We start from the raw sequence: 23,710 nt of genomic DNA on the forward strand, positions 1-23,710 counted from the left end.
ATAGTTTCATTCAGATGACATTAGAAAGAAATGGGAATTGAATTGTGCAGTTGTGAACTTGACAACGAAATAGAGGAAATATAGAATAAAGCAAATTAGCTTAGCAAGCAATCTTGTGAATAGGGGCGGGTTCGAACGATGACCGATCAGGGGAAAGACTTTCCAACCTTCATTTTAAATTGGTTGGAGGGAAAACATCACATTTTAAATCAGGAAGAACAAGTGAGAGCACTTACTTTTTTAGAAAAGCAGTATGAATTAGATCCTTGTAATGAACTGGTTGCAAGAGGTCTTGTTCGTCTGTATACAGAAACTGGCGAAAATGAAATGGCAAAACACATTGGGCGATCCTTTTTAACCATGAACGGTTATAATAAGGAAATTTTAACGGAACTTGCGCTTTCCTATATGAATACAGATGAAATGGATACTTATTTTTCATTGGTGCGCTATTTTACTGAGGAAGAAGAAACACAAGTAGAAACGGATACGAAGCAATCAAACCATAATGTGATTCCGTTTCCCAAAAAATTAGTGACAAAAGCACAAAGAGAAAACTGGACTCGTTTACCAGTAGCTGAACAACTAGAATTCTTGCAAAAAATCAGGCTTGAATCAATTGAGCCTTTTGTAGAGAGTTTCAAAACTGTGTTAGAAGATAACGCAGCATCACCCTTTGTCCAATCTATTTTATTCGAGTTATTACAAGAACAAGAAATAAATCAGTTGTTTGAAGTTCGTAAGCTAGGGCTTCAGGGGGAATTTAATCCTATTGATGTTTCTTTTCTAGGGGAAGATGCGTTTGTAAATGAGGTTTTGAGTTTGCTAAAAGAGCGACTCGAAAGTGAAAACCCAACACTTCTTGATCAACTACTGCAAACCTTTCAGCATCATGCATTCATGCTTTATCCTTTTACATTTAAGCCAAGAGATGCCGCGCTCTGGAAAGATGCTTATTTATTGTTTGCAAGTGACCTTTATGGTGCTTTCTTGGATATCGAACCGACACGAGAACTGAATGAAGCACTTTCTTTCATTCGAAATTTAGAGGAACATCAACAAAATTATTTACTCTAAATCGGCTTTCCTGTTTTCATCAAGTAGGTTTTATGTTAAAATATACGGGTATGGCTGAAACTTGTCATGAACTTATTTACATTTAATTAAATAGATGATGGAGGGAATAAAACCATGTCAGTAAAATGGGAAAAAAAAGAAGGCAATGTAGGAACCCTTTCTTTTGAAATTAATCAAGAAGAAATTAAAACAGGTCTTGACCGAGCTTTCCAAAAAGTTCGTAAAACTTTAAACGTACCTGGATTCCGAAAAGGAAAAGTACCACGTCAAATTTTTAATCAACGCTTTGGTGAAGAAGCGCTTTATCAAGATGCTCTTGATATCATCCTTCCAGAAGTCTATACTCGAGCTGTAGAAGAAGCTGGAATTGACCCTGTTGATACGCCACAAGTAAATGTGGAATCTATGGAAAAAGGGGAAAACTGGAAACTAACAGCTGAAGTGACTGTAAAACCAGAAGTTAAGCTTGGCGACTATAAGGGACTAGAAGTTGTTAAACAAGATGCTGAACTTAAAGACGAAGAAGTAGAAGAAGAACTTAAAAATCTAACAGAGCGTCAAGCTGATCTTGTCGTAAAAGAAGATGAACCAGCAGCAAATGGCGATACTGTTGTCATTGATTTTGAAGGGTTCAAAGACGGTGAACCATTTGAAGGTGGACAAGCGGACAACTATTCGCTTGAACTCGGCTCTGGTCAATTCATTCCTGGCTTTGAAGAACAACTAGTTGGAACAAAAGCTGGCGAAGAAAAAGAAGTTTCAATCACTTTCCCTGAAGAATATCATGCTGAAGATTTAGCTGGACAACCTGCTACATTTAAAGTAAAAGTTCATGAAATCAAAACTAAGGAAGTTCCTGAACTGGACGATGAACTTGCAAAAGATATCGATTCTGAAGTGGAAACAGTGGCAGAACTTAAAGAAAAAACGACTAAGCGTCTAAAAGAAGCAAAAGAAGATGCAGCGAGTCAAGCAAAACAAGATGAAGTTCTTGAAAAAGCTGTAGCTGGTGCAGAAGTGGACATTCCACATGCAATGATCCATCATGAAGCGGATCACTTGATGAGCCACTTTACTCAAGACTTGCAAGCTCAAGGCTTGACACCAGAGCTTTACTACCAATTTACTGGTCAAACAGAAGAAAAAATGCATGAACAAATGGAAAAAGACGCTGAAAAACGCGTGAAAATGAATTTAGTTCTTGAAGCGATTGCCGATGCAGAAAACATCGAGCCAGCAGAAGCTGAAATCGATGAAGAAGTAAGCTCGCTTGCAGAAAAATACGGAATGGAAAAAGATGCGGTTCGTCAAGCGCTTGGTGACTTGAGTGAACTAAAAGCTGACCTTAAAATCCGTAAAGCGATTGATCTTTTAGTAGACAGTGCTGTCGAAAAATAAGAAGGAAAATCGTTTTTTGTGAAAGAAGGACACGAGAAGACTCTCATGTCCTTTCTTTTTTATAAATCAGATGAGTAGTATTTTTGAAGTGGTGGTGCTATCATTAGTATCACAAGGAATTGGAAAACCTCGATTCCACCGATATGAAGGGGTGAAGTGAATTTGTTCAAATTTAATGATGAAAAAGGTCAACTTAAGTGCTCCTTTTGTGGAAAAACACAAGACCAAGTTAGAAAACTTGTTGCTGGCCCAGGCGTATATATTTGTGATGAATGCATCGAACTTTGCAACGAGATCATTGAAGAAGAACTGAACGTATCGGAAGCAGTCGATTTTGGCGATGTACCAAAACCGCATGAAATCCGTTCGATTTTAAGTGATTATGTAATTGGTCAAGAACGAGCAAAAAAAGCACTTTCTGTTGCGGTATATAATCACTATAAGCGTATTAATTCCAATGAATCAACAGAGGACGATGTAGAGCTTTCAAAAAGTAATATCTGTATCATCGGTCCTACAGGAAGCGGGAAAACACTCCTTGCTCAAACGCTTGCACGTATTCTAAATGTTCCATTTGCTATTGCAGATGCGACTTCGCTTACTGAAGCGGGATACGTTGGGGAAGATGTTGAAAATATCTTGCTAAAACTGATTCAAGCGGCGGATTTTGATGTAGAAAAAGCTGAAAAAGGCATCATCTACATTGATGAAATTGATAAGGTAGCTCGTAAATCGGAAAATCCCTCCATTACTCGAGATGTTTCGGGTGAAGGCGTGCAACAAGCTCTTCTTAAAATTTTAGAAGGTACTGTAGCGAGTGTTCCGCCTCAAGGAGGAAGAAAACATCCGCATCAAGAATTTATTCAAATTGATACAAGTAACATTTTGTTTATTGTTGGTGGTGCTTTTGACGGAATTGAACAAATCGTAAAAAACCGTATGGGAGAAAAAGTGATCGGATTTGGCACTGAAAATGAAGTGCTTAATGAAGATGAAACTTATCTTTCAAAAGTAGTACCGGAAGATTTGCTCAAGTTTGGTTTAATTCCTGAGTTTATCGGACGTTTGCCAGTAATCGCAACGCTTGAACAATTGGATGAGGAAACACTGGTTTCTATCCTAACACAACCTAAAAATGCGCTTGTTAAACAATATCAAAAAATGTTGGAACTAGATGATGTTGAACTTGAATTTACAGATGGAGCGCTTCTTGAAATCGCTAGAGAAGCGATCCACCGGAAAACAGGTGCGCGTGGTCTTCGTTCCATTATTGAACGTATTATGCTTGATGTGATGTTTGAAATTCCATCTCGAGATGATATCGTGAAGTGTATCATTACGAAAGAAGCCGTGACGGGAGAAGAATATCCACAGATGCAGCTAAATGATGGCTCTCTGATCCCGACTAAAACTTCAGCATGAAGAAAAAGCCAGCATTTTTATTAAAGTGCTGGCTTTTTGCTTTTTGGAGTGTTTCTTTGATTCACTTATTTTTCATGCTATACTTTAATAAAATCATTTAGAGAGGAATTGAAGGGATGAAAAAAGAACAAGGAAAAGGTACTTTTTTTTCGTCTATCTTCGGTTGGCTGAAAGTGATAATTATCGCTTTAGTAGTAGCTTTTGCGATTCGCTATTTTTTGATTTCGCCGGTAACGGTTTACGGAGATTCCATGGATCCAACACTTCATGATGGTGAACATTTATTTATCAATAAACTTTCAACGCCGAAAAGGTTTGACATTATTGTTTTTCCAGCACCTGATGAAAAAGGTGCAGAATACATTAAACGAGTGATTGGACTTCCAGGAGATAAGGTTGAATACAAAAAAGATACCCTCTATATTAATGGTAAAAAATATGATGAACCGTATTTAGAAGGGGAAAAAGAAAAAGTTGCAAATGGCTATTTAACGAATAATTTCAAACTTGAAGATTTGCCTGCAGTTAAAAATGCAAAAGTTGTGCCAAAAAATCATTTGTTCGTTCTTGGTGATAACCGGCGTATCAGTAAAGATAGTCGCTACATCGGCTTTATTAGTGAAGATGATGTAATTGGAAAAGTTATTTCATTTGGCAGTTCACTAAAACGCTAAGGAATAGCCAGCAAACTTGTTTTCTTTACAATCAAAATGATTAATGGGATAATAAGAAAAAACTATTTGACGAGAAGCAGGCTTGTTTTGAGAGGAAGTAGAAATTTTATGACAGAAGAAGTAAAGAAAAAATCCATTTGGAGACAAATTCTTAGCTGGGTACTTGTCATTTTAGTTGCAATTGGAATTGCAATGCTTGTGCGTACTTTTGTATTTGCACCAGTAAAAGTTGATGGCATGTCAATGTACCCTACGTATGAAGATGGTAACCGGATTTTTATTGAAAAGATAACAAAACCTGACCGATTTGATAAAATTGTGTTTGATGCACCGGTATCAACGGGAGATGAAGGGAAATATTTCATCAAACGTGTAATCGGAGTTCCAGGCGATAAAATTGAATTTAAGAACGGTGAGCTTTATGTGAATGGCAAAAAGAAAAATGAGTCTTATTTGGCGAAGGACATGAAGACCTACCGAGAGCCAGGAGATGGTGATGGTGACTTTACGCTGAAAGATATCACGGGTTCCACAACGGTTCCTGATGGTAAACTTTTCGTTCTGGGAGATAACCGTGAAGGTAGCATGGACAGTCGAATATTTGGCTTTATTAATTCATCCGCTGTAGATGGTGTTGTTATGAACTTTGGCAAAAAATAAATATAATGGAAAATCCGTGAAGCTACTTCACGGATTTTTGGCTATTCAGCGAGCTTTTTTTCGTTTATAATAACATATAGAGGCTCGGAAGTTTGATTGAGGCGGTGCAGGTTGTGAAAGAAAAAAATTTAAAAACACTTTGGGCGTGGATTTGGGCGCTTGTCGTGGCGATAATTTTAGCACTTATAATTCGCTTTTATTTATTTGTCCCAATCATGGTTGATGGTGTTTCGATGATGCCAACGCTACGTGACGGGGATCGAGTTATCATTAATCGCTTTGACAAAATCGAACGTTTTGACGTGATTGTGTTTCGTGAAGGAAAGACAGATTATATAAAGCGTGTTATAGGGCTTCCTGGCGATGAAATTGAATATAGATCTGATGTGCTTTATGTGAACGGGAAAAGGTATGAGGAGCCTTATTTAGATACTTATCGAAAAAAGATGAAGGAAGGCTATTTAACGGAAAACTATAGCACGAAGGAAATGCTAAAAGATGGTAAAGTTCCAAAAGATACTTATTTTGTTTTGGGAGACAATAGAAGAGCTAGCCGTGATAGTCGTATTGTCGGGCCGATTTCTAAAAGCAAAGTCCTTGGAACAGCACCGCTTAGTTACTGGCCGATTGATAATGCAAAAATTATAAAGTAGGAGTATAGATGATGACAATTCAGTGGTTTCCAGGTCATATGGCCAAAGCGCGCCGTGAAGTGACGGAAAAATTAAAGTTAGTAGATGTGATTTTTGAGCTGGTGGATGCACGAATTCCTGTTTCATCTTCCAATCCCATGCTTGAAGAGATTATTCATCAGAAAAAAAGGGTGATTATCTTAAATAAAGCAGATATGGCAGATGAAAGGGTGACACAAGCTTGGATTCGACATTTTAAAGAAAAAGGACTCATGGCGGTTGCTGTGAACTCGCAGCAAGGGAAAAACATGCATGCGATTGAAAAGGCTGCTGAGGCTTTAATGGCAGAAAAATTCGCTCGCTTAAGAGAACGCGGAATGCGACCTCGGGCTATTCGAGCAATGATTTTGGGAATTCCAAATGTCGGGAAGTCCACTTTGATTAACCGACTTGCCAAGAAAAATATTGCCAAAACAGGAAATAAACCGGGTGTGACGAAGGCGCAACAATGGATAAAGGTTGGAAAGGCACTGGAACTTCTTGATACACCAGGGATTTTGTGGCCGAAATTTGAAGATCAAGAAGTGGGTTATAAGCTAGCTTTAACTGGTGCGATTAAGGACGATTTGCTAAATATGGAAGATATTGCAGGGTTTGGTTTAACATTTATCCACACATACTACCCCAATCAGTTTCAACAGTGGAATCAAGTCGTGTCTAAGAGCGATACTGGGGCTGAGTGGCTGAAGGAAATTGCGGAACGGAAAGGGTTTCTTGATAGGTACGGTGAAGCGGATTACGGGCGTGCAGCGGAGCTTGTGGTACGTGAGATTCGCACACAAAAATTGGGAAGACTCTCTTTTGATTTTCCAGAAAAAGAGGAGATGGAACATGCAGAAAATGTCGATTGCTGAAGTGAAACGGTTACTTGCTGCGGTTAATTCTGAGGAAGAATTGCTAAGCTTTCGAGAAGATTCGCGGAAAGGGGTAATCAAACTTGTAAGTGCAGCTGAAAAACGTTTAGATAAGCAAAAAAAGCTGCACGAACAGTTTGAGCAAATGCAAGCTTATGAGCTGTTTTACAGAGAGCAAGGGTATTCGCAAATTGCAGGAGTTGATGAAGTGGGAAGAGGCCCGCTTGCTGGTCCTGTTGTCGCTGCAGCGGTAATTTTGCGGGAGGATTTTGAACTATTAGGAATGAATGATTCGAAGCAACTCAGTGAAACAAAGCGTCTTTTTTATAGTGAAGAAATCAAAAAACAAGCGATTTCCTATGGGATTGGCGTCGTTTCTCATGAAGTGATCGATGAAATCAACATTTACGAGGCGACAAAGTGTGCGATGAAAGAGGCCTTAGAGAAGCTTTCGCCCCCTCCTGACTATACGTTAATCGATGCTATGCCACTTGGTCACTCCGAAAAAGAATGCTCGATCATTAAAGGCGACACTAAGAGTATTTCCATTGCTGCAGCTTCTATTTTAGCTAAAGTGGAACGAGACCGGATGATGCGTGAATTTGAATTGATTTATCCGGGATATGATTTCCAAAATAATATGGGATACGGAACGAAAAAGCATCTTGAAGGTCTGGAAAAACTTGGACCTTGTCCAATTCATCGTGTGAGTTTCGCTCCTGTAAAATCGTTTTTTGTTTAACTATTTGTCATGAAAAATTAAATGAAAGTTTGATAATGAGCTGTCTTTTAAAGGACAGCTTTTTTGCTAGCCTTAAAAAGCATTTTTGCGGATTTTACCTTCTTGATAACTTTCAGTAAGATGGCTAAAAGGAGGTTAATCCGATGAACTTTAAAATGAATCATGCAGAATGGGGAGAGCTTGCAAGTCTCCCAGCAAGAAGGCGAGCAGAGTTATTTGCTCGCTACCGAGCTCACCAATCTAAGAAAGAAATTTCAACTCTTTTGTCAAGCGAGGAACGGAAATGGATTAAAAGAAATTCGACCGATTTTCAAGCTTTTTTTGAGGAAGGGGGAAGAATTATTTTCTATGATGATGACGATTATCCGCGTTTGCTGCGTGAAATCGCTTTTACTCCGCCACTTCTTTTTGGTAAGGGGAATTTTTCTTTACTAGAAAAAGAACTCATTACAGTAATCGGAACGCATCAAATGCGCCCTTATGGAAAAGCTGTTACGCGTTTTTTTACAAATGGACTCATGAAGTCGAAATTTGGAGTGCTTACGGGCACGTTAAATGGAACGGAGGAAACAGTTTTAAGAACGTCGGCTAGAATGGGAGGCGAAATCGTTTGCGTATTAGCGTCAGGCCATCACTCTTTGTTTCCAAAAAATAATCGGCAATTACTGGAAAAAATTGAACAAACGGGTGTAACGATAACTGAATATACGCCTGATACTGCATTTGACTCGCGTTTTTTGGAGGAGCGTAGCAGGCTATTAAGTGGAATTTCTAGAGGCGTATTACTCACGGAAGAAAAATCGCGAGGCGGTGCGCTCCTTACTGTTCAATATGCTGTTGAGCAAAATCGTGAAGTTTTTGTCGTTCCAGGAAATATTTTTTCGGATGGATCGGCAGGCGCTCATGATCTTATCATGGAGGGGGCGAGGCTTGTTGCGAATCCTCAACAGGTTGTCGAAAGTTTCTTATTTTAAGTAAATGGATTAATTTTTCATGAGAAAAAGGGGATTTAGCTTGCATTTCTAAAATTTTTGAGATAAGTTTGCTAAAGGGTAACAAAAACCTTCTATATTAAGTGCGTAAAATCTAGTTGAACAAATATATAGATTGACAAACTTTTTTTTACGGGCTATTATTGACTACTGAATCAAGTTGTTCGAACACTTTGGATAATTTGAACAGTAAAACGAGGCAAAAAATAAAAGGAAGATTGTTTATTTAGCCCGTTTATTTGACCCAATTAGGGAGGAAATGAATACATGGCAGACTATCTTGTTATTGTAGAATCACCAGCAAAAGCTAAAACAATTGAAAAATATCTCGGAAAAAAATATCAAGTGAAAGCTTCAATGGGACATGTTCGCGATTTGCCTAAAAGCCAAATGGGCATTGATTTTGAACATAACTTTGAGCCTAAATATATTACAATCCGTGGTAAAGGACCTGTTTTAAAAGAATTGAAACAAGCGGCTAAAAAAGCTAAAAAAGTTTATCTCGCAGCTGACCCCGACAGAGAAGGAGAAGCTATTGCATGGCATTTAGCGAATAGTTTAGAGCTTGACCAGACAGATGACCTGCGGGTTGTTTTTAATGAAATTACGAAGGATGCAGTGAAAGAATCTTTTAAACATCCGCGTAAGATTGATATGGATCTTGTTGATGCTCAACAAGCTCGGCGGGTGCTTGACCGACTTGTGGGTTACAACATTAGCCCCATTCTTTGGAAAAAAATTAAAAAAGGCTTAAGTGCAGGACGTGTGCAGTCGATTGCACTTCGTTTGATTATTGATCGTGAAAAAGAAATCAATAACTTTAAACCTGAAGAGTACTGGACAATTGATGGGAATTTCAAAAAAGGTCGTAAATCGTTTCAAGCGAATTTTTACGGCGTAGATGGTAAAAAGAAAAAATTGGAAAATGCCGCGGATGTTAAAGCAGTCATGGCGAAAATTAAAGGTAAAGATTATGAAGTAATTGATGTTATGAAAAAGGAAAGACTTCGTAATCCAGCAGCTCCCTTTACAACTTCATCACTGCAACAAGAAGCTGCACGTAAACTGAATTTTAGAACGCGTAAAACGATGATGCTTGCTCAACAATTGTATGAAGGAATAAAACTAGGTAGACAAGGGACTGTTGGGTTAATCACTTACATGCGTACCGACTCTACTCGGATTTCTGATACAGCAACTAATGAAGCGTATAATTATATTGAAGAAAATTATGGAACAGATTTTGCCCGCAAGAAAAAACGGCAAGATAAGAATCAAAAAGGTTCACAAGATGCCCACGAAGCTATTCGACCTACAAGTGTTTTGCGTTCGCCGCAAGAAATGAAAGAATATCTAAGTCGGGATCAACTTCGACTTTATCGTTTGATTTGGGAGCGATTTGTTGCAAGCCAAATGACACCGGCTGTTCTTGATACTATGCGTGTTGATATGGAAAATAATGGCGTTCGCTTTCGAGCAAACGGTTCGAAAATCAAGTTCGCTGGTTTTATGAAGGTATATGTTGAAAGTAACGATGACAATAAAGAAGAAAAAGAAAATATTTTGCCTGAGCTGAAAAAAGGGGACAAAGTTACTTCGGAGTCGCTTGAACAGCGTCAGCATTTCACACAGCCACCTCCACGGTACACAGAAGCGAGACTGGTACGTACTTTGGAAGAAATTGGGGTAGGTAGACCTTCTACGTATTCCCCAACGATTGATACTATCCAGCGTCGTAATTATGTTTCGCTTACGAATAAGCGATTTGCGCCAACTGAACTTGGAGAAATTGTGAATGAAATGATTTCCGAATATTTCCCGGAAATTTTAGATGTTAGCTTTACAGCTGATATGGAAAATGATCTGGATGAAATTGAGCACGGTAAAATGCAGTGGATCAAAGTCATTGATGAATTTTACAAACAATTTGAACCACATGTAAAACGTGCCGATGAAGAAATGGAAAAAATTGAAATCAAAGATGAACCCGCAGGAATTGATTGTGATGTTTGCGGAGCTCCAATGGTATATAAAATGGGAAAATATGGTAAGTTTTTAGCTTGCAGTCGTTTTCCTGAATGTCGTAATACAAAAGCTATTGTAAAAGAAATTGGGGTTACTTGCCCGAAATGTCGGGAAGGTCAAGTGATTGAAAGAAAGAGCAAGAAGAACCGAATTTTTTATGGATGTAATCGGTACCCAGATTGTGATTATGTTTCTTGGGATAAACCAGTTGAACGGCCTTGTCCAAAATGCGGCGAGCATGCCCTCGTTGAGAAGAAATTGAAAAAAGGCGTTCAAGTCCAGTGTACGAATTGTGATTACAAAGAAGAAACACAAAAATAAGCGGAGATTTGATCGAAGGAGGAAGGTTAGTTGGAAAAGACGGTCAATGTAATTGGAGCGGGCTTAGCTGGAAGTGAAGCAGCATGGCAACTCGCGAAGCGTGGAGTGAAAGTGCATTTATATGAAATGCGTCCAGTAAAGCAAACGCCAGCCCACCATACGGATAAATTTGCTGAGCTAGTTTGTACGAACTCACTTCGTGCAAATGGTTTAACAAATGCGGTTGGAGTTATCAAAGAAGAAATGCGAATGCTTGATTCGATTATTATAAAAGCAGCTGATCGAGCTTCTGTCCCGGCTGGAGGTGCGCTCGCTGTTGACCGTCATGAATTTTCCGGCTATGTAACTGAACAAGTGAAAAATCATCCGCTTGTAACGGTCTTTAACGAAGAAGTGACAGCAATACCAGATGGTCCGACAATTATTGCGACGGGTCCACTGACGAGTGAAGCGTTAGCCGAAGAAATTCGTAAAGTTACTGGAGAAGATTATCTGTATTTTTATGATGCGGCAGCTCCAATTATCGAAAAAGATAGCATTGATATGGAAAAAGTTTATTTAAAATCTCGTTATGATAAAGGCGAGGCGGCGTATCTCAATTGTCCAATGACGCAAGAAGAATTTACTGCGTTCTATGAAGCCTTGATTAGTGCAGAAACTGCTGAGTTAAAGAGCTTTGAAAAAGAGGTTTTCTTTGAAGGGTGTATGCCAATTGAAGTGATGGCGAAACGTGGGATTAAAACCATGCTGTTTGGTCCTCTTAAACCAGTTGGCCTTGAAGATCCAAAGACTGGAAAACGTCCTTATGCGGTTCTTCAGCTTCGTCAAGACGATGCGGCTGGAACACTTTACAATATGGTAGGTTTTCAAACTCATTTGAAGTGGGGCGAACAAAAACGTGTCTTTCAAATGATTCCTGGCTTAGAAAATGCGGAAATTATCCGCTATGGAGTGATGCACCGGAATACATTTATTAATTCTCCGAAGGCGATGCAAAGTACCTATCAATTAAAGACTCGTAAGGATTTGTTCTTTGCAGGTCAAATGACAGGGGTTGAAGGCTACGTGGAATCAGCTGCTAGTGGTCTTGCCGCTGGGATTAATGCTGCGCGCTTTGTATCTTCGGAAGAACCAATTGTTTTTCCAAGAGAAAGTGCGATCGGAAGTATGGCTAATTATATTACTTCTACGAATACCAAAACCTTTCAACCGATGAATGTAAACTTCGGGTTGTTCCCAGAACTACCTGAAAAAATTCGTGCTAAACAAGAGCGAAATGCTAAATTAGCTGAAAGAGCGTTAGCTGCTATAAAAAGTGTTGCAGAAGAATTATAAAACGACTATAATGGATAAGGGCTAGTGTGCTAGCCTTTATCTTCTTTTGATTTCATTTGTTTGAATAGTCCAACTTTTATACAGTAGGTTTGACAGATTGACTATAGCTTTCAAATCGCTTGAATTGACGCGGATTCTAATTTAATTGGAAATGTTGTGAAAAATGCGTAAAATTATTGCAACTCGCTTTTTCTTGTGTTACGATGGAGTTGTTTGAGAGGTGGATTTATCATGGAAGAAGAGCAGTTTTTACCCAAGTTTATGGATTATCTTCGAGTGGAAAGAAACTATTCGGATAATACGGAAATTGCCTATTTTGAGGATATTCATGATTTTCAAACTTTTTTAAATCAACAAGCAATTGAAAGCTTCACGGAGGTGGACTATTTAGTTGTTCGTTTATATTTAACCATGCTCAATGAACGACAATTTTCTCGCACTTCTGTCGCACGAAAGATTTCAAGTTTGCGTAGTTTTTATCATTTTTTGATTCGTGAGGGTGTACTTTCTGACAATCCATTTACATATGTCTCGCACGCAAAAAAAGATCTCAGGCTTCCAAAGTTTTTCTATAATGAAGAAATGGAAGCTTTATTTCAGGTCGTTTATGAAAATGATGAACCACTTACACTTCGTGATCGTGTTATTCTAGAACTGCTTTATGGAACTGGAATACGTGTTTCTGAAGCCGCGCAGATACAGCTTTCGGACATCGATAATACCTATCAAGCTATTTTGATTAAAGGGAAGGGAAACAAAGAAAGATATGTTCCATATGGCTCTTTTTTAGAGGATGCGCTTAGTGTATATCTTGAAAAGGGACGAGCTATTCTTTCAAACAAATATCATAAACATCATGATGCTTTACTTATAAATCACTACGCCGATCCGCTTTCAACGCGTGGCATTCGCTATTGTTTAACGAAGACCATCGAAAAAGCAGCTTTGACAAGAAAGATTCATCCGCATATGTTGCGTCATACGTTTGCAACGGATCTTTTGAACAATGGAGCGGATATGCGAACGGTTCAGGAACTTTTAGGACATGCGAGTTTATCTTCTACACAAATCTATACCCATGTGACTAAAGAACATCTCAAAACTACTTATATGAAGCATCATCCTCGGGCATGAAAAATAGGAGGTAGTTGACTAATGGAATTGCATGCAACGACAATTTTTGCTATTAAGCATAATGGTAAGGGTGCAATGGCTGGTGACGGGCAGGTAACACTTGGTGAATCAGTGGTGATGAAGCATACGGCTCGAAAAGTAAGACGTTTGTTTCACGACCGAGTGATTGCTGGCTTTGCAGGATCAGTTGCAGACGCTTTTACGTTGTTTGAAAAATTTGAAAGTAAACTAAATGAATATAATGGGAATCTTGAACGCGCGTCTGTTGAGCTTGCTAAAGAATGGCGCAGTGACAATGCGCTTCGAAAACTAGAAGCCATGTTAATCGTAATGGATGAAGAAACTCTGTTACTTGTTTCTGGAACAGGGGAAGTTATAGAACCAGACGACGGGATACTTGCAATCGGATCTGGTGGGAATTATGCACTTGCTGCTGGTCGTGCACTCATGCGTCACAACGGAGAGGATATGGAAGCAAAAGAAATTGCGAAACATGCCCTTGAAATTGCTTCAGAGATTTGTGTTTTTACAAATGGCAACATTATCGTAGAAGAATTATAAAGAGGTGATAGAGGTGGAAAATGGAGCAACTTCTCAATTAACACCACGTCAAATTGTTGAAAAACTGGATCAATATATTATTGGCCAAACCGGCGCTAAGAAATCAGTCGCTGTTGCCCTTAGAAATCGCTATCGCCGGATGATGATGGATGAAGCGATGCGTGATGAGATCATTCCCAAAAATATTTTAATGATTGGTCCGACTGGTGTTGGGAAAACAGAAATTGCGCGCCGAATTGCAAAAATCGTCAAAGCACCTTTTACGAAAGTAGAGGCTACGAAATTCACAGAAGTGGGTTACGTTGGGCGTGATGTTGAATCAATGGTTCGTGATCTGGTAGAAGTTTCTGTTCGACTAGTCAAAGAAGAAAAAATGCAAACGGTTCGTTTTAAAGCAGAAAAAAATGCTGAAAAGAAAATTATCAAGCTTCTTGCGCCAGCAGAAAAGAAAAAACAAACGACTTCACAAAATCCATTTGAAGCGTTGTTTCAAAATGCGTCTCGTTCTTCAGAAGAAGAAAGTGAACCCGTTGATGAAACGTTGAAGCAAAAGCGTAATCAGCTTGAGTATCGACTAGAACGCGGAGAACTGGATGATGAGATGGTAACGGTCGAAGTTACCGAACAGCAAAATCCGATGTTTGACATGATGCGTGGTGGGGGAATGGATCAATTAGCAGGTATGCAGGAAGCTTTTTCTAGTCTCTTGCCGAAAAATAAAAAGAAACGCAGGGTGACGGTGAAAGAAGCTAAGAAAATCTTATTTGAAGATGAAGCTTCAAAACTCATTGATCAAGAAGAAGTAGCGGCATTAGCTGTTAGAAGAGCTGAGCAGACAGGAATTATCTTTATTGATGAAATCGATAAAGTGGCAACAAAAGAAAGCGGAAATGGTGCTCAAGTATCACGAGAAGGAGTTCAGCGTGATATTCTTCCGATTGTCGAAGGGTCTCAAGTGGCAACGAAATATGGACTTGTGAATACAGAATTCATTTTATTTATTGCGGCTGGAGCTTTCCATATGTCGAAGCCATCTGATTTAATTCCTGAGCTCCAAGGTCGTTTTCCGATTCGAATTGAACTTGATAAATTATCACAAGAAGATTTTGTCAAGATTTTAACTGAACCGGACAATGCACTGATTAAGCAATATAAAGCACTGCTTCGTTCAGAAGGTATTGAACTTATTTTCACAAAAGAAGCTGTTGCAAGACTTGCTGAAATTGCTTTTCAAGTCAACCAAGAAACAGATAATATCGGCGCTAGACGTCTCCACACGATTCTTGAAAAATTACTTGAAGATTTGCTATTTGAAGCACCTGACATCAACTTGGATCAAGTGACAATTACGGAAAAATATGTAAATGAAAAACTCGATTCGATTATGCAAAGCAAAGATTTGACCCAATTTATTTTATAAAATTTTAGGAGGAGCTAATTATGAGCTTATTAGAAAAAACAAGAAAGATTAATGCAATGTTACAAAATACTTCAGGAAAAACAGTTAACTTTAAAGAAATGGCAGATACACTGAGTGATGTGATTGAAGCTAATACGTATATCGTTAGTCGTAAAGGAAAACTTCTTGGTTATTCAGAAATTTTGCCCATTGAAAATGAACGTATGAAACAAATGCTTTCTGAACGTCAATTCCCGGAAGAATATACACAAAGTTTGTTTAATGTGAATGAAACTTCTGCAAACCTAGAAGTTTCGAGCCAATATACTGCTTTCCCAATTGAAAATAGTGACTTATTCACTAAAGGTTTAACAACAATCGTTCCTGTTGTAGGCGGAGGAGAGCGCCTTGGAACTCTTATTTTATCACGTATGGAAAATAATTTTACAGATGATGATCTTTTACTTGCTGAATACGGAAGCACTGTTGTAGGCATGGAAATTCTACATGAAAAAGCGGAAGAAATTGAAGAAGAAGCGCGTAGCCGTGCTGTTGTACAAATGGCAATCAGCTCGCTTTCATATAGTGAACTTGAAGCAATTGAACACATCTTTGATGAATTAAATGGAAAAGAAGGCTTATTAGTAGCTTCTAAAATTGCTGACCGTGTAGGGATTACTCGTTCAGTTATCGTCAATGCACTTCGTAAATTAGAAAGTGCTGGCGTCATTGATTCACGCTCACTAGGAATGAAGGGAACCTTTATCCGTGTACTAAATGATAAATTCCTAGTTGAACTTGAAAAACTAAAAAACAACTAAATTTAAAAACGAAGGTCTCTTGCTTTCTAGAACTATTCCAGGTAACTAGAAAGCAAGGGGCTTTTTATTATACTCAGATTTCTTTTTTCTCCGATAATTTGCTAAAATAGAAAAGGATATTGTTTTTTGGAGGGACCAGTTTATGTTATATACGGAAACCAAAATAGAAGTTCGCTACGCAGAAACGGATCAAATGGGCGTTGTCTACCACGCTAATTACCTTGTATGGATGGAGCTTGGGCGGAACCACTTCATCGAAGAAAGCCTCGGCCTCCGTTATTACGACATGGAGCAGCTCGGCTTTTTATCGCCAGTTATTGATGTTTCGATTCATTACGGAAAACCACTGCGTTACGGGCAAGAAGCGATTGTTAAGACTTGGTTATTAGCCTACGATGGCTTACGCGTCACATATGGCTATGAAATTTGTTATGCAGATAGTGGCGAAATTGCAATTACAGGTGAGACGAAACACGTTTGTGTAACGAAAGATGATTTTAAACCGGTTGCGCTAAAACGAGAATTAAAAGACTGGCATGAAAAATATTTACAAGCGCTTGAGGAAGGATGAAAAAAATGGCCTTTGGTGTACAACGTGAGGAATTAATAGCGTTTAAAAAAAAGGCAGAACAAGGTGAGGTTGCGCTTTTAACACATTACTGGCTTGATGACCGGTTTCCTAATTCTAAAACCGTGACGAAAGCCGCAAGTGCTGACATTGAAGCCTTAAAAAGATGGGGCAGAAAATATCATCTACCGGAAAATTATATTGATTACGGGCATAAGGACTTACCTCATTATGATTTGTTCGGTGATATTCAACTGAAAATTTTGGAAGAAGAAGGAAAATGGGACCAAATTGACCGGTTTCATTTGAGGGGAGATAAGGAATGATTAAATTAGAAAATGAGTCGCTAGTTGTTGAATTGACTGAACAAGGAGCTGAACTAACACGAATTTATCACAAGAAAACAGGACTGGACTATTTGTGGGATGCAGATAAAGCATTTTGGGGAAGACATGCACCTATTTTATTTCCGACTGTGGGCCGTTTAGTGGACGATACCTATTATGTAGATGGGGAGGCCTTTCACTTAACGCAACATGGTTTTGCACGGGACAAAACGTTTACTGCAGTTGAATTAGTCGGAAATCAAGCCATACTTGAGCTAGAGGCTGATGATAAATCGAAACTCATCTATCCTTTTTCTTTTCGCTTAAGAGTTACTTATACGCTACTTGAGGATCAAGTTCAAGTTGAGTATCAAGTTGAAAACACAGACAAAGAGCGAATTTATTTTTCTATCGGTGCGCACCCCGCATTCAACGTTCCACTTACAGAAGGAACGAAATTTGAGGACTACTATCTTGATTTTGGTCAAAAAGAAAAACTTGATACACTTTTACTTGAAGGACCTTATCGCAGTGGGAAATTAAAGCCGCTAGCCGATGAAAAAACTGAGACACTAGCACTTGACTATTCCTTGTTTGAAAACGACGCACTTATTTTTGAAGGACTAAATGGAAATGAAATAGCGATTCGTTCGAAAAAACATCCTCATTTCGTTAAGGTTTCCTTCCCTCATTTTCCTTTTGTTGGCATCTGGACACCAGGGGACGGCGCACCATTTTTATGTATAGAACCCTGGTTTGGAATCGCAGATAGTATTGGGGAGTCCGTTGAGCTTCGAGATAAAGCAGGAATCGAGCATTTGGATCCTGAAGCCATTTTTACGTCAGAATACAGCATTCAACTTGGATAAAAAAAGAATTCAGCGTACTTAGGTACGCTGAATTCCTTCGCTTTACATCTTACATCCAAGTGATTTTCGGTTCTTCGCCATTTCGAATTCGCTTAATATTAGCACGGTGCCGCCAAATAATGAATAAAGCTAAGCATGTGATGAGCACGATTAAAATCACATCGCCCATAAAAAGGGAAATGATAAATGCGGCAACAGCTGCAACCATCGAGCTTAAAGATACATATTTGCTGATCTTAAGTGTTAAAAGAAAGACAACGATAGCAGCAATGAATAGAAGTGGTGCATAAGCGAGCACGACACCGGCAGAAGTAGCAACGGCTTTTCCTCCGCGGAAGCTGGCAAAGATAGGGAAACTATGCCCGATGATCGCAAAAACGCCCGTTAGCAACATAAAATGGGCATCAAATTGTGGTAAAAAGAAAAACGGCAGAAGAGTTGCAAGTGATCCTTTTAAGATATCAATGACAGTGACAACAGAACCTGCCTTTACCCCAAGAACACGAAATGAGTTTGTAGCACCTAAGTTTCCACTGCCGAATTCTCGAATATCTTTTTTATAAAATAGCTTTCCAATCCAAAGGCCGGACGGAATGGATCCGATGATATATGCGGCGAGGCACAGTAATATCAATTTGGTAATCATTTTAAAACCCCTTTTGTAACGGTATTTGCTGTTATGAATTATAGCATAGTTTACATCGAAATGGTGAAAAAGCGAGAAATTTGCTGCCTCTTTTTAGCGAACTCTTGGTTAGTGGCTTTACAATGAGGCATTTAAACGATAAAATAGTACTTTGAATAGAAACGTTAAAAAGCGAACGAACTTCTTGTTCAAAGGAAAGGGGCAAGTAGCGTGCAAAACCCGAGTAAACAACAAATTGATACGATCCTAAAATCAGCAAAAACCATTGCGGTCGTTGGGTTAAGTGATAATCCAGAACGAACAAGCTATAAGGTTGCTAAGTTTATGCAGGGAGCGGGTTACCGAATTATTCCTGTAAATCCAAAGACGACAGAAATTCTTTCGGAGAAAACGGTAGCAAGCCTTGGCGAAATTGAGGAGCATGTGGATATTGTCAATGTTTTTCGGCGTTCTGAGTTTTTGCCAGAGATTGCGCGTGATTTCCTAAATATAGATGCTGATGTTTTCTGGGCACAACTTGGGCTTTTTAACGAAGAAGCTTATGAACTTCTAAAGAATCATTACCCAGTGATTATGGACAAATGCATTAAGGTAGCTTACCGCGAAATGGAACATTAACAGGTGAACAGGTTCTTTCTGGGCCTGTTTTTTCACGGCTTTTAGAACAACTTAAGAAAATGTGACAGGACGAAGATGAAAGGAGTTTTGAATAGATGAAAAAAAGTGAATACAACGATGATTCTATTCAGGTACTGGAAGGACTGGAAGCAGTTCGGAAAAGACCTGCAATGTATATTGGATCAACTGATGTACGTGGACTTCATCATTTAGTATATGAAATTGTCGATAATTCTGTCGATGAAGCATTAAATGGATATGGGAAAGAAATCAAAGTAATTTTACATGAAGATGGAAGCGTGAGTGTAACCGACCATGGTCGAGGTATGCCGATTGGAATGCATAAAACGGGAAAATCAACGGTAGAAGTTATTTTGACCGTTTTGCACGCTGGTGGGAAATTTGGTCAAGAAGGCGGTTATAAAACAAGTGGTGGATTGCACGGCGTAGGTTCATCAGTTGTTAATGCACTTTCGGAATGGCTAACGGTGACGATTCACCGTGATCAAGCTATTTATGAACAACGTTTTGAGCATGGCGGGAAACCGGTAAGCAAGCTTACTAAAATTGGTAAAGCAAAAGATACGGGAACAACACTCCGATTTAAGCCTGATCCAGAGATTTTTCCAGTCACTTCGTTTAACTATGAAGTCTTATCAGAACGTCTGCGCGAATCCGCGTTCTTGCTTAAAGGGTTACGAATTGAACTAATCGATGAACGTGTTGGCATGGGAGAAGCATTTTATTTTGAAGAAGGTGTCAAAAACTTTGTTGAATATATCAATGAAGGAAAAGATGTCTTGCATCCTGTTGTTGCTTTTGAAGGTGAAAGCAACGATATCGAAATTGAAATGGCTTTTCAGTTTAACGATGGCTATTCGGAAACGGTGCTTAGCTTCGTTAACAATGTTCGGACGCCAAATGCGGGAACTCACGAAGCTGGGATGCGTTCTGCGATGACTCGTGTCTTTAATGAATACGCAAAACGAGTTGGACTTTTAAAGGAAAAAGATAAAAATCTTGAAGGTAGCGATATTCGTGAAGGCTTATCAGCTGTTTTATCAGTTCGCGTACCCGAGCGAATGCTCCAATTTGAAGGGCAAACGAAGGAAAAACTAGGAACGACAGAAGCACGTGCGGCAACGGATGCTGTGGTTGCTGAGCACATCGCTTATTTTCTCGCGGAAAATCCAGATACAAGTAGTTTGCTCATAAAAAAAGCGATCAAAGCACGAGAAGCACGAGAAGCAGCACGAAAAGCGCGTGAAGAAACGCGTAATGGCAAGAAACGGAAACGCTCGGAAACCCTTCTTTCTGGGAAACTGACACCGGCGCAATCTCGTAATGCAAGCCGAAACGAACTTTATCTGGTTGAGGGGGACTCAGCAGGAGGATCAGCTAAACAAGGACGCGATCGACATTTTCAAGCTATTTTGCCACTTCGCGGGAAAGTCATTAATGCTGAAAAGGCAAAACTCCAAGATATTTTAAAAAATGAAGAAATCAACACCATTATTCACACGGTGGGTGCTGGTGTTGGTCCAGAATTTGAAGTAGAAGATTGCAACTATGACAAGATTATTATCATGACAGATGCGGATACTGATGGGGCACACATTCAAGTCTTACTCCTCACTTTCTTTTACCGGTATATGCGGCCGCTCATTGAAACGGGGAAAGTATACATTGCTTTGCCTCCACTTTATAAAGTAAGCAAGGGAAGCGGTAAAAAAGAAGTGATTGAATATGCGTGGACTGATGACGAACTGGATGGAGCGATTCAAACAATTGGGAAAGGCTACATGATTCAGCGTTACAAAGGTCTTGGGGAAATGAATGCCGATCAGCTCTGGGAAACAACTATGAATCCAGAAACACGAACTTTGATTCGAGTGCGGATGGAAGATGTGGCAAGAGCAGAACGTCGTGTTGCAACACTTATGGGGGATAAAGTTGAGCCTCGTCGGAAGTGGATTGAGTCTCACGTAGAATTTAGCCTTGAAGATGATTCAAATATTCTAGACAATGAAAATATGGTAGAGGGGGCGGATGAATCTTGAGCAATACACCTGGACAACAAATTCAAGATTTAGCGCTTGAAGAGGTAATGGGCGACCGTTTTGGCCGCTATAGTAAATACATTATTCAAGAACGTGCGCTTCCAGATGCGCGTGATGGACTGAAGCCCGTTCAAAGACGGATTTTATTCGCGATGAACGAAGAAGGCAATACGGCTGACAAGGGATTCCGTAAGTCGGCCAAAACAGTCGGAAACGTTATCGGGAATTACCATCCACATGGTGATACCTCTGTTTATGATGCAATGGTTCGGATGAGTCAAGACTGGAAAGTGCGCAATGTTTTAATTGAAATGCACGGAAATAATGGGAGTGTGGACGGGGATCCGCCTGCTGCGATGCGTTATACGGAAGCAAGGCTTGCTCCGATTGCTGCTGAACTTTTGCGCGACATTGAGAAGGAAACGGTGGATTTTGTACCCAACTTTGATGACACATCGAGTGAACCAACGGTACTTCCAGCGAGGTTTCCAAACTTGCTTGTCAACGGGTCAACAGGGATTTCTGCTGGATATGCGACAGATATTCCGCCACATAATTTGGGGGAAATTATTGATGCAGTTATCAAGCGGCTCGATAGCCCAGAATGTGATCTTTCAACCTTGCTTAAAATCGTAAAAGGACCGGATTTCCCAACTGGCGGAATTATTCAAGGCGCTGATGGGATCAGAAAAGCTTATGAAACTGGGAAAGGGCGAGTTGTGGTTCGCTCGAAAACCGAGATTGAAGATATTCGCGGAGGTAGAAAGCAAATTTCTGTCTATGAGATTCCGTATGAAGTCAATAAGGCAAGTCTTGTTAAACGGATTGATGAACTCCGAATTGATAAAAAAATTGAAGGGATTTCGGAAGTTCGTGATGAAACAGACCGGACTGGCCTTCGAATTGCGATTGAACTAAAGAAAGAAGCGAATGCAGAAGGGGTTTTGAATTACTTATTCAAAAATACGGATTTGCAGGTGAGCTATAATTTCAATATGGTAGCTATCTTTAATAAGCGCCCCGTTTTGATGGGCTTAATCTCGTTACTTGATGCTTATATTGCTCACCAAAAAGAAATCATTACGAAACGTTCAGAATTTGATATTCGGAAGGCGCGTGCGCGCGAGCATATCTTAGCTGGATTAATGAAAGCTCTCTCGATTCTTGATGAAGTGATTCGCTTAATTCGTGAATCAAAAGATAAACGTGATGCGAAACTGAATTTGCAGGATCGCTATGATTTTAGTGAAAAACAAGCAGAAGCGATTGTTTCCTTGCAACTTTATCGCTTAACGAATACCGATATTACTGAACTACGAGAAGAAGCAAAGGAATTGCAAGAAAAAATCAGTCGGCTTGAGAAAATTTTGCAGAATCCAAGCGAGCTTATTGCTGTTTTGAAAGATGAGCTAAAAGAAATCAAGAAAAAATATAAAACAGCTCGTCTTACTGAAATTCAAGCTGAAATTGAAGAAATTAAGATTGACACAGAGGTGCTTGTAGCAAGTGAAGATGTTGTCGTTTCGGTAACGAAAGAAGGCTATGTGAAACGGACAAGTATGCGATCTTATAGTGCTTCGAATGGCCAAGATTTAGCTATGAAGGATTTGGATCATCCGATTTTTATCGAAAAGCTGAATACTATGGATTCCTTGTTAATGTTTACAAATCGCGGGAATTTCATTTACCGGCCAGTGCATGAGCTACCGGAAATGCGCTGGAAAAATTTGGGAGACCACATCAGCCATTTGGCAGGAGACTTAGGCCAGGGTGAAGAAATTATCGCGGCTAAAGGTATTTCCAAGTTTGATGATGCAAGATATTTCTTGTTTGTAACGCGTCTTGGTATGATCAAGGCCTCGCTTATTGCAAATTACAAACCTCAGCGCTACTCGAAATCGATGATGGCGATTAAACTAAAAGCAGACGATGAGCTTTTAAGTGTTGACTTGATTGATCAATCAGAAGACGTTTTCCTTGCAAGTAAATTTGGTTATGGCTTACGATATGCGGTTAATGAAGTGCCTGATTCTGGTGCAAGAACAGCAGGTGTGAAGGCCATTAACTTAAAGAGCGGTGATGAAGTAAGTGGAGCCGTTGTTATCCCGAAAGAAGAAACGAAAAAACTCTTCTTGTTAACACAGCGCGGTTCACTGAAGAAAATGAAGCTTACAGAATTTGAACCAATTTCACGTGCCAAACGAGGTTTGATTATGCTTCGCGAATTGAAAAATAGTCCGCATCGCGTTTTTGGCGTTTTCCTCGCTGCAAGTGATGAGTTCCTGATGATTGAAACTGATAAGGAACAATTTGTTGAAGTGGAGTTAAAAAATGTGCGGACAGCTGATCGTTATTCTAACGGCTCGTTTGTTGTCGACGAAGCGCTAGAAGGGAAACCGATTGATGCTTGGTTAGAGATTCCTGAGATTAAAGAAGAACCTGGGGAAACAAATTTGTAACAGCTGAAAACCGGCTATTCTAGGAAAAGATCGGTCGGTTTTTCTAGCTTAAAAGAT

The 23,710-nt window shown here is 39.5% G+C and carries 22 protein-coding genes; 21 read left to right on the plus strand and 1 reads right to left on the minus strand.

The annotated features are described in order from the left end of the window. Positions 1–138: 138 nt before the first annotated feature. From HB912_RS03810 to HB912_RS03895, 18 genes are all read left to right on the plus strand, one after another. On the plus strand, positions 139–1,077 hold the full coding sequence (locus tag HB912_RS03810; protein ID WP_185372268.1) for a hypothetical protein: 939 nt from the start codon (positions 139–141) through the stop codon (positions 1,075–1,077). Positions 1,078–1,191: 114 nt separating this feature from the next. Beyond that, positions 1,192–2,475 carry a trigger factor gene (tig, locus tag HB912_RS03815; protein WP_185372269.1) on the plus strand — a complete coding sequence of 428 codons (1,284 nt, stop codon included), beginning with the start codon at positions 1,192–1,194 and terminating at the stop codon, positions 2,473–2,475. Positions 2,476–2,637: 162 nt separating this feature from the next. Further along, positions 2,638–3,897 carry an ATP-dependent protease ATP-binding subunit ClpX gene (gene clpX / locus HB912_RS03820; protein ID WP_185372270.1) on the plus strand — a complete coding sequence of 420 codons (1,260 nt, stop codon included), beginning with the start codon at positions 2,638–2,640 and terminating at the stop codon, positions 3,895–3,897. Between the two features lie 116 nt (positions 3,898–4,013). Beyond that, positions 4,014–4,571 (plus strand): type I signal peptidase SipX, encoded by a 558-nt coding sequence (sipX, locus tag HB912_RS03825; RefSeq protein WP_185372271.1) that lies wholly within the window; start codon positions 4,014–4,016, stop codon positions 4,569–4,571. Positions 4,572–4,679: 108 nt separating this feature from the next. Then, positions 4,680–5,231: a type I signal peptidase SipY gene (gene sipY, locus HB912_RS03830; protein WP_185372272.1), complete on the plus strand. Its 552-nt coding sequence runs from the start codon at positions 4,680–4,682 to the stop codon at positions 5,229–5,231. Positions 5,232–5,344: 113 nt separating this feature from the next. After that, positions 5,345–5,884: a type I signal peptidase SipZ gene (gene sipZ, locus HB912_RS03835; protein WP_185372273.1), complete on the plus strand. Its 540-nt coding sequence runs from the start codon at positions 5,345–5,347 to the stop codon at positions 5,882–5,884. Between the two features lie 11 nt (positions 5,885–5,895). After that, positions 5,896–6,777, plus strand: coding sequence for a ribosome biogenesis GTPase YlqF (gene ylqF / locus HB912_RS03840; protein ID WP_185372274.1), 882 nt, complete (start codon positions 5,896–5,898; stop codon positions 6,775–6,777). Further along, entirely contained in the window at positions 6,755–7,519 is a 765-nt protein-coding gene (locus HB912_RS03845; RefSeq protein ID WP_185372275.1) for a ribonuclease HII, read from the plus strand. Before ylqF ends, HB912_RS03845 begins: the two co-directional genes overlap by 23 nt. A 143-nt stretch (positions 7,520–7,662) precedes the next feature. Beyond that, the gene (locus HB912_RS03850; protein ID WP_185372276.1) at positions 7,663–8,493 is read left to right on the plus strand and encodes a DNA-processing protein DprA; all 831 of its coding nucleotides are present in this window, start codon (positions 7,663–7,665) and stop codon (positions 8,491–8,493) included. Positions 8,494–8,778: 285 nt separating this feature from the next. Beyond that, positions 8,779–10,857 (plus strand): type I DNA topoisomerase, encoded by a 2,079-nt coding sequence (topA, locus tag HB912_RS03855; RefSeq protein ID WP_185372277.1) that lies wholly within the window; start codon positions 8,779–8,781, stop codon positions 10,855–10,857. A 30-nt stretch (positions 10,858–10,887) separates the two neighbouring features. Next, entirely contained in the window at positions 10,888–12,192 is a 1,305-nt protein-coding gene (gene trmFO, locus HB912_RS03860) for an FADH(2)-oxidizing methylenetetrahydrofolate--tRNA-(uracil(54)-C(5))-methyltransferase TrmFO (RefSeq protein WP_185372278.1), read from the plus strand. A gap of 231 nt (positions 12,193–12,423) precedes the next feature. Next, positions 12,424–13,326 (plus strand): tyrosine recombinase XerC, encoded by a 903-nt coding sequence (gene xerC / locus HB912_RS03865; protein ID WP_185372279.1) that lies wholly within the window; start codon positions 12,424–12,426, stop codon positions 13,324–13,326. A gap of 21 nt (positions 13,327–13,347) precedes the next feature. Then, the gene (gene hslV / locus HB912_RS03870) at positions 13,348–13,887 is read left to right on the plus strand and encodes an ATP-dependent protease subunit HslV (protein ID WP_185372280.1); all 540 of its coding nucleotides are present in this window, start codon (positions 13,348–13,350) and stop codon (positions 13,885–13,887) included. A 13-nt stretch (positions 13,888–13,900) separates the two neighbouring features. Next, complete coding sequence (hslU, locus tag HB912_RS03875; protein ID WP_185372281.1) at positions 13,901–15,307, plus strand: ATP-dependent protease ATPase subunit HslU; 1,407 nt, start codon at positions 13,901–13,903, stop codon at positions 15,305–15,307. A gap of 20 nt (positions 15,308–15,327) precedes the next feature. Beyond that, positions 15,328–16,107: a GTP-sensing pleiotropic transcriptional regulator CodY gene (gene codY / locus HB912_RS03880; protein WP_185372282.1), complete on the plus strand. Its 780-nt coding sequence runs from the start codon at positions 15,328–15,330 to the stop codon at positions 16,105–16,107. A gap of 142 nt (positions 16,108–16,249) precedes the next feature. Next, a complete protein-coding gene (locus HB912_RS03885) occupies positions 16,250–16,678 on the plus strand; it encodes an acyl-CoA thioesterase (RefSeq protein WP_036074059.1) in 429 nt (142 codons plus the stop codon). A 5-nt stretch (positions 16,679–16,683) separates the two neighbouring features. Beyond that, positions 16,684–17,001, plus strand: a complete 318-nt coding sequence (locus tag HB912_RS03890) for a hypothetical protein (RefSeq protein WP_185372283.1) — start codon at positions 16,684–16,686, stop codon at positions 16,999–17,001. Continuing rightward, the gene (locus HB912_RS03895) at positions 16,998–17,870 is read left to right on the plus strand and encodes an aldose 1-epimerase family protein (RefSeq protein ID WP_185372284.1); all 873 of its coding nucleotides are present in this window, start codon (positions 16,998–17,000) and stop codon (positions 17,868–17,870) included. The genes HB912_RS03890 and HB912_RS03895 overlap by 4 nt, the downstream gene beginning before the upstream one ends. Before the next feature lie 49 nt (positions 17,871–17,919). Here HB912_RS03895 and plsY read toward each other — a convergent pair whose 3' ends face one another. Next, on the minus strand, positions 17,920–18,516 hold the full coding sequence (plsY, locus tag HB912_RS03900) for a glycerol-3-phosphate 1-O-acyltransferase PlsY (protein WP_185372285.1): 597 nt from the start codon (positions 18,514–18,516) through the stop codon (positions 17,920–17,922). Between the two features lie 210 nt (positions 18,517–18,726). Between plsY and HB912_RS03905 the strand changes: the two genes are divergently transcribed. The 3 genes from HB912_RS03905 to parC all read left to right on the plus strand — a co-directional run bounded on the left by HB912_RS03905 (position 18,727) and on the right by parC (position 23,653). Further along, positions 18,727–19,134, plus strand: coding sequence for a CoA-binding protein (locus tag HB912_RS03905; RefSeq protein WP_185372286.1), 408 nt, complete (start codon positions 18,727–18,729; stop codon positions 19,132–19,134). Positions 19,135–19,229: 95 nt separating this feature from the next. Further along, positions 19,230–21,194: a DNA topoisomerase IV subunit B gene (parE, locus tag HB912_RS03910; RefSeq protein WP_185372287.1), complete on the plus strand. Its 1,965-nt coding sequence runs from the start codon at positions 19,230–19,232 to the stop codon at positions 21,192–21,194. Then, positions 21,191–23,653: a DNA topoisomerase IV subunit A gene (gene parC, locus HB912_RS03915; protein WP_185372288.1), complete on the plus strand. Its 2,463-nt coding sequence runs from the start codon at positions 21,191–21,193 to the stop codon at positions 23,651–23,653. The genes parE and parC overlap by 4 nt, the downstream gene beginning before the upstream one ends. Positions 23,654–23,710 lie beyond the last annotated feature (57 nt).

Origin of the sequence: Listeria aquatica, from assembly GCF_014223975.1 — a bacterium.
Lineage (GTDB): Bacteria > Bacillota > Bacilli > Lactobacillales > Listeriaceae > Listeria > Listeria aquatica.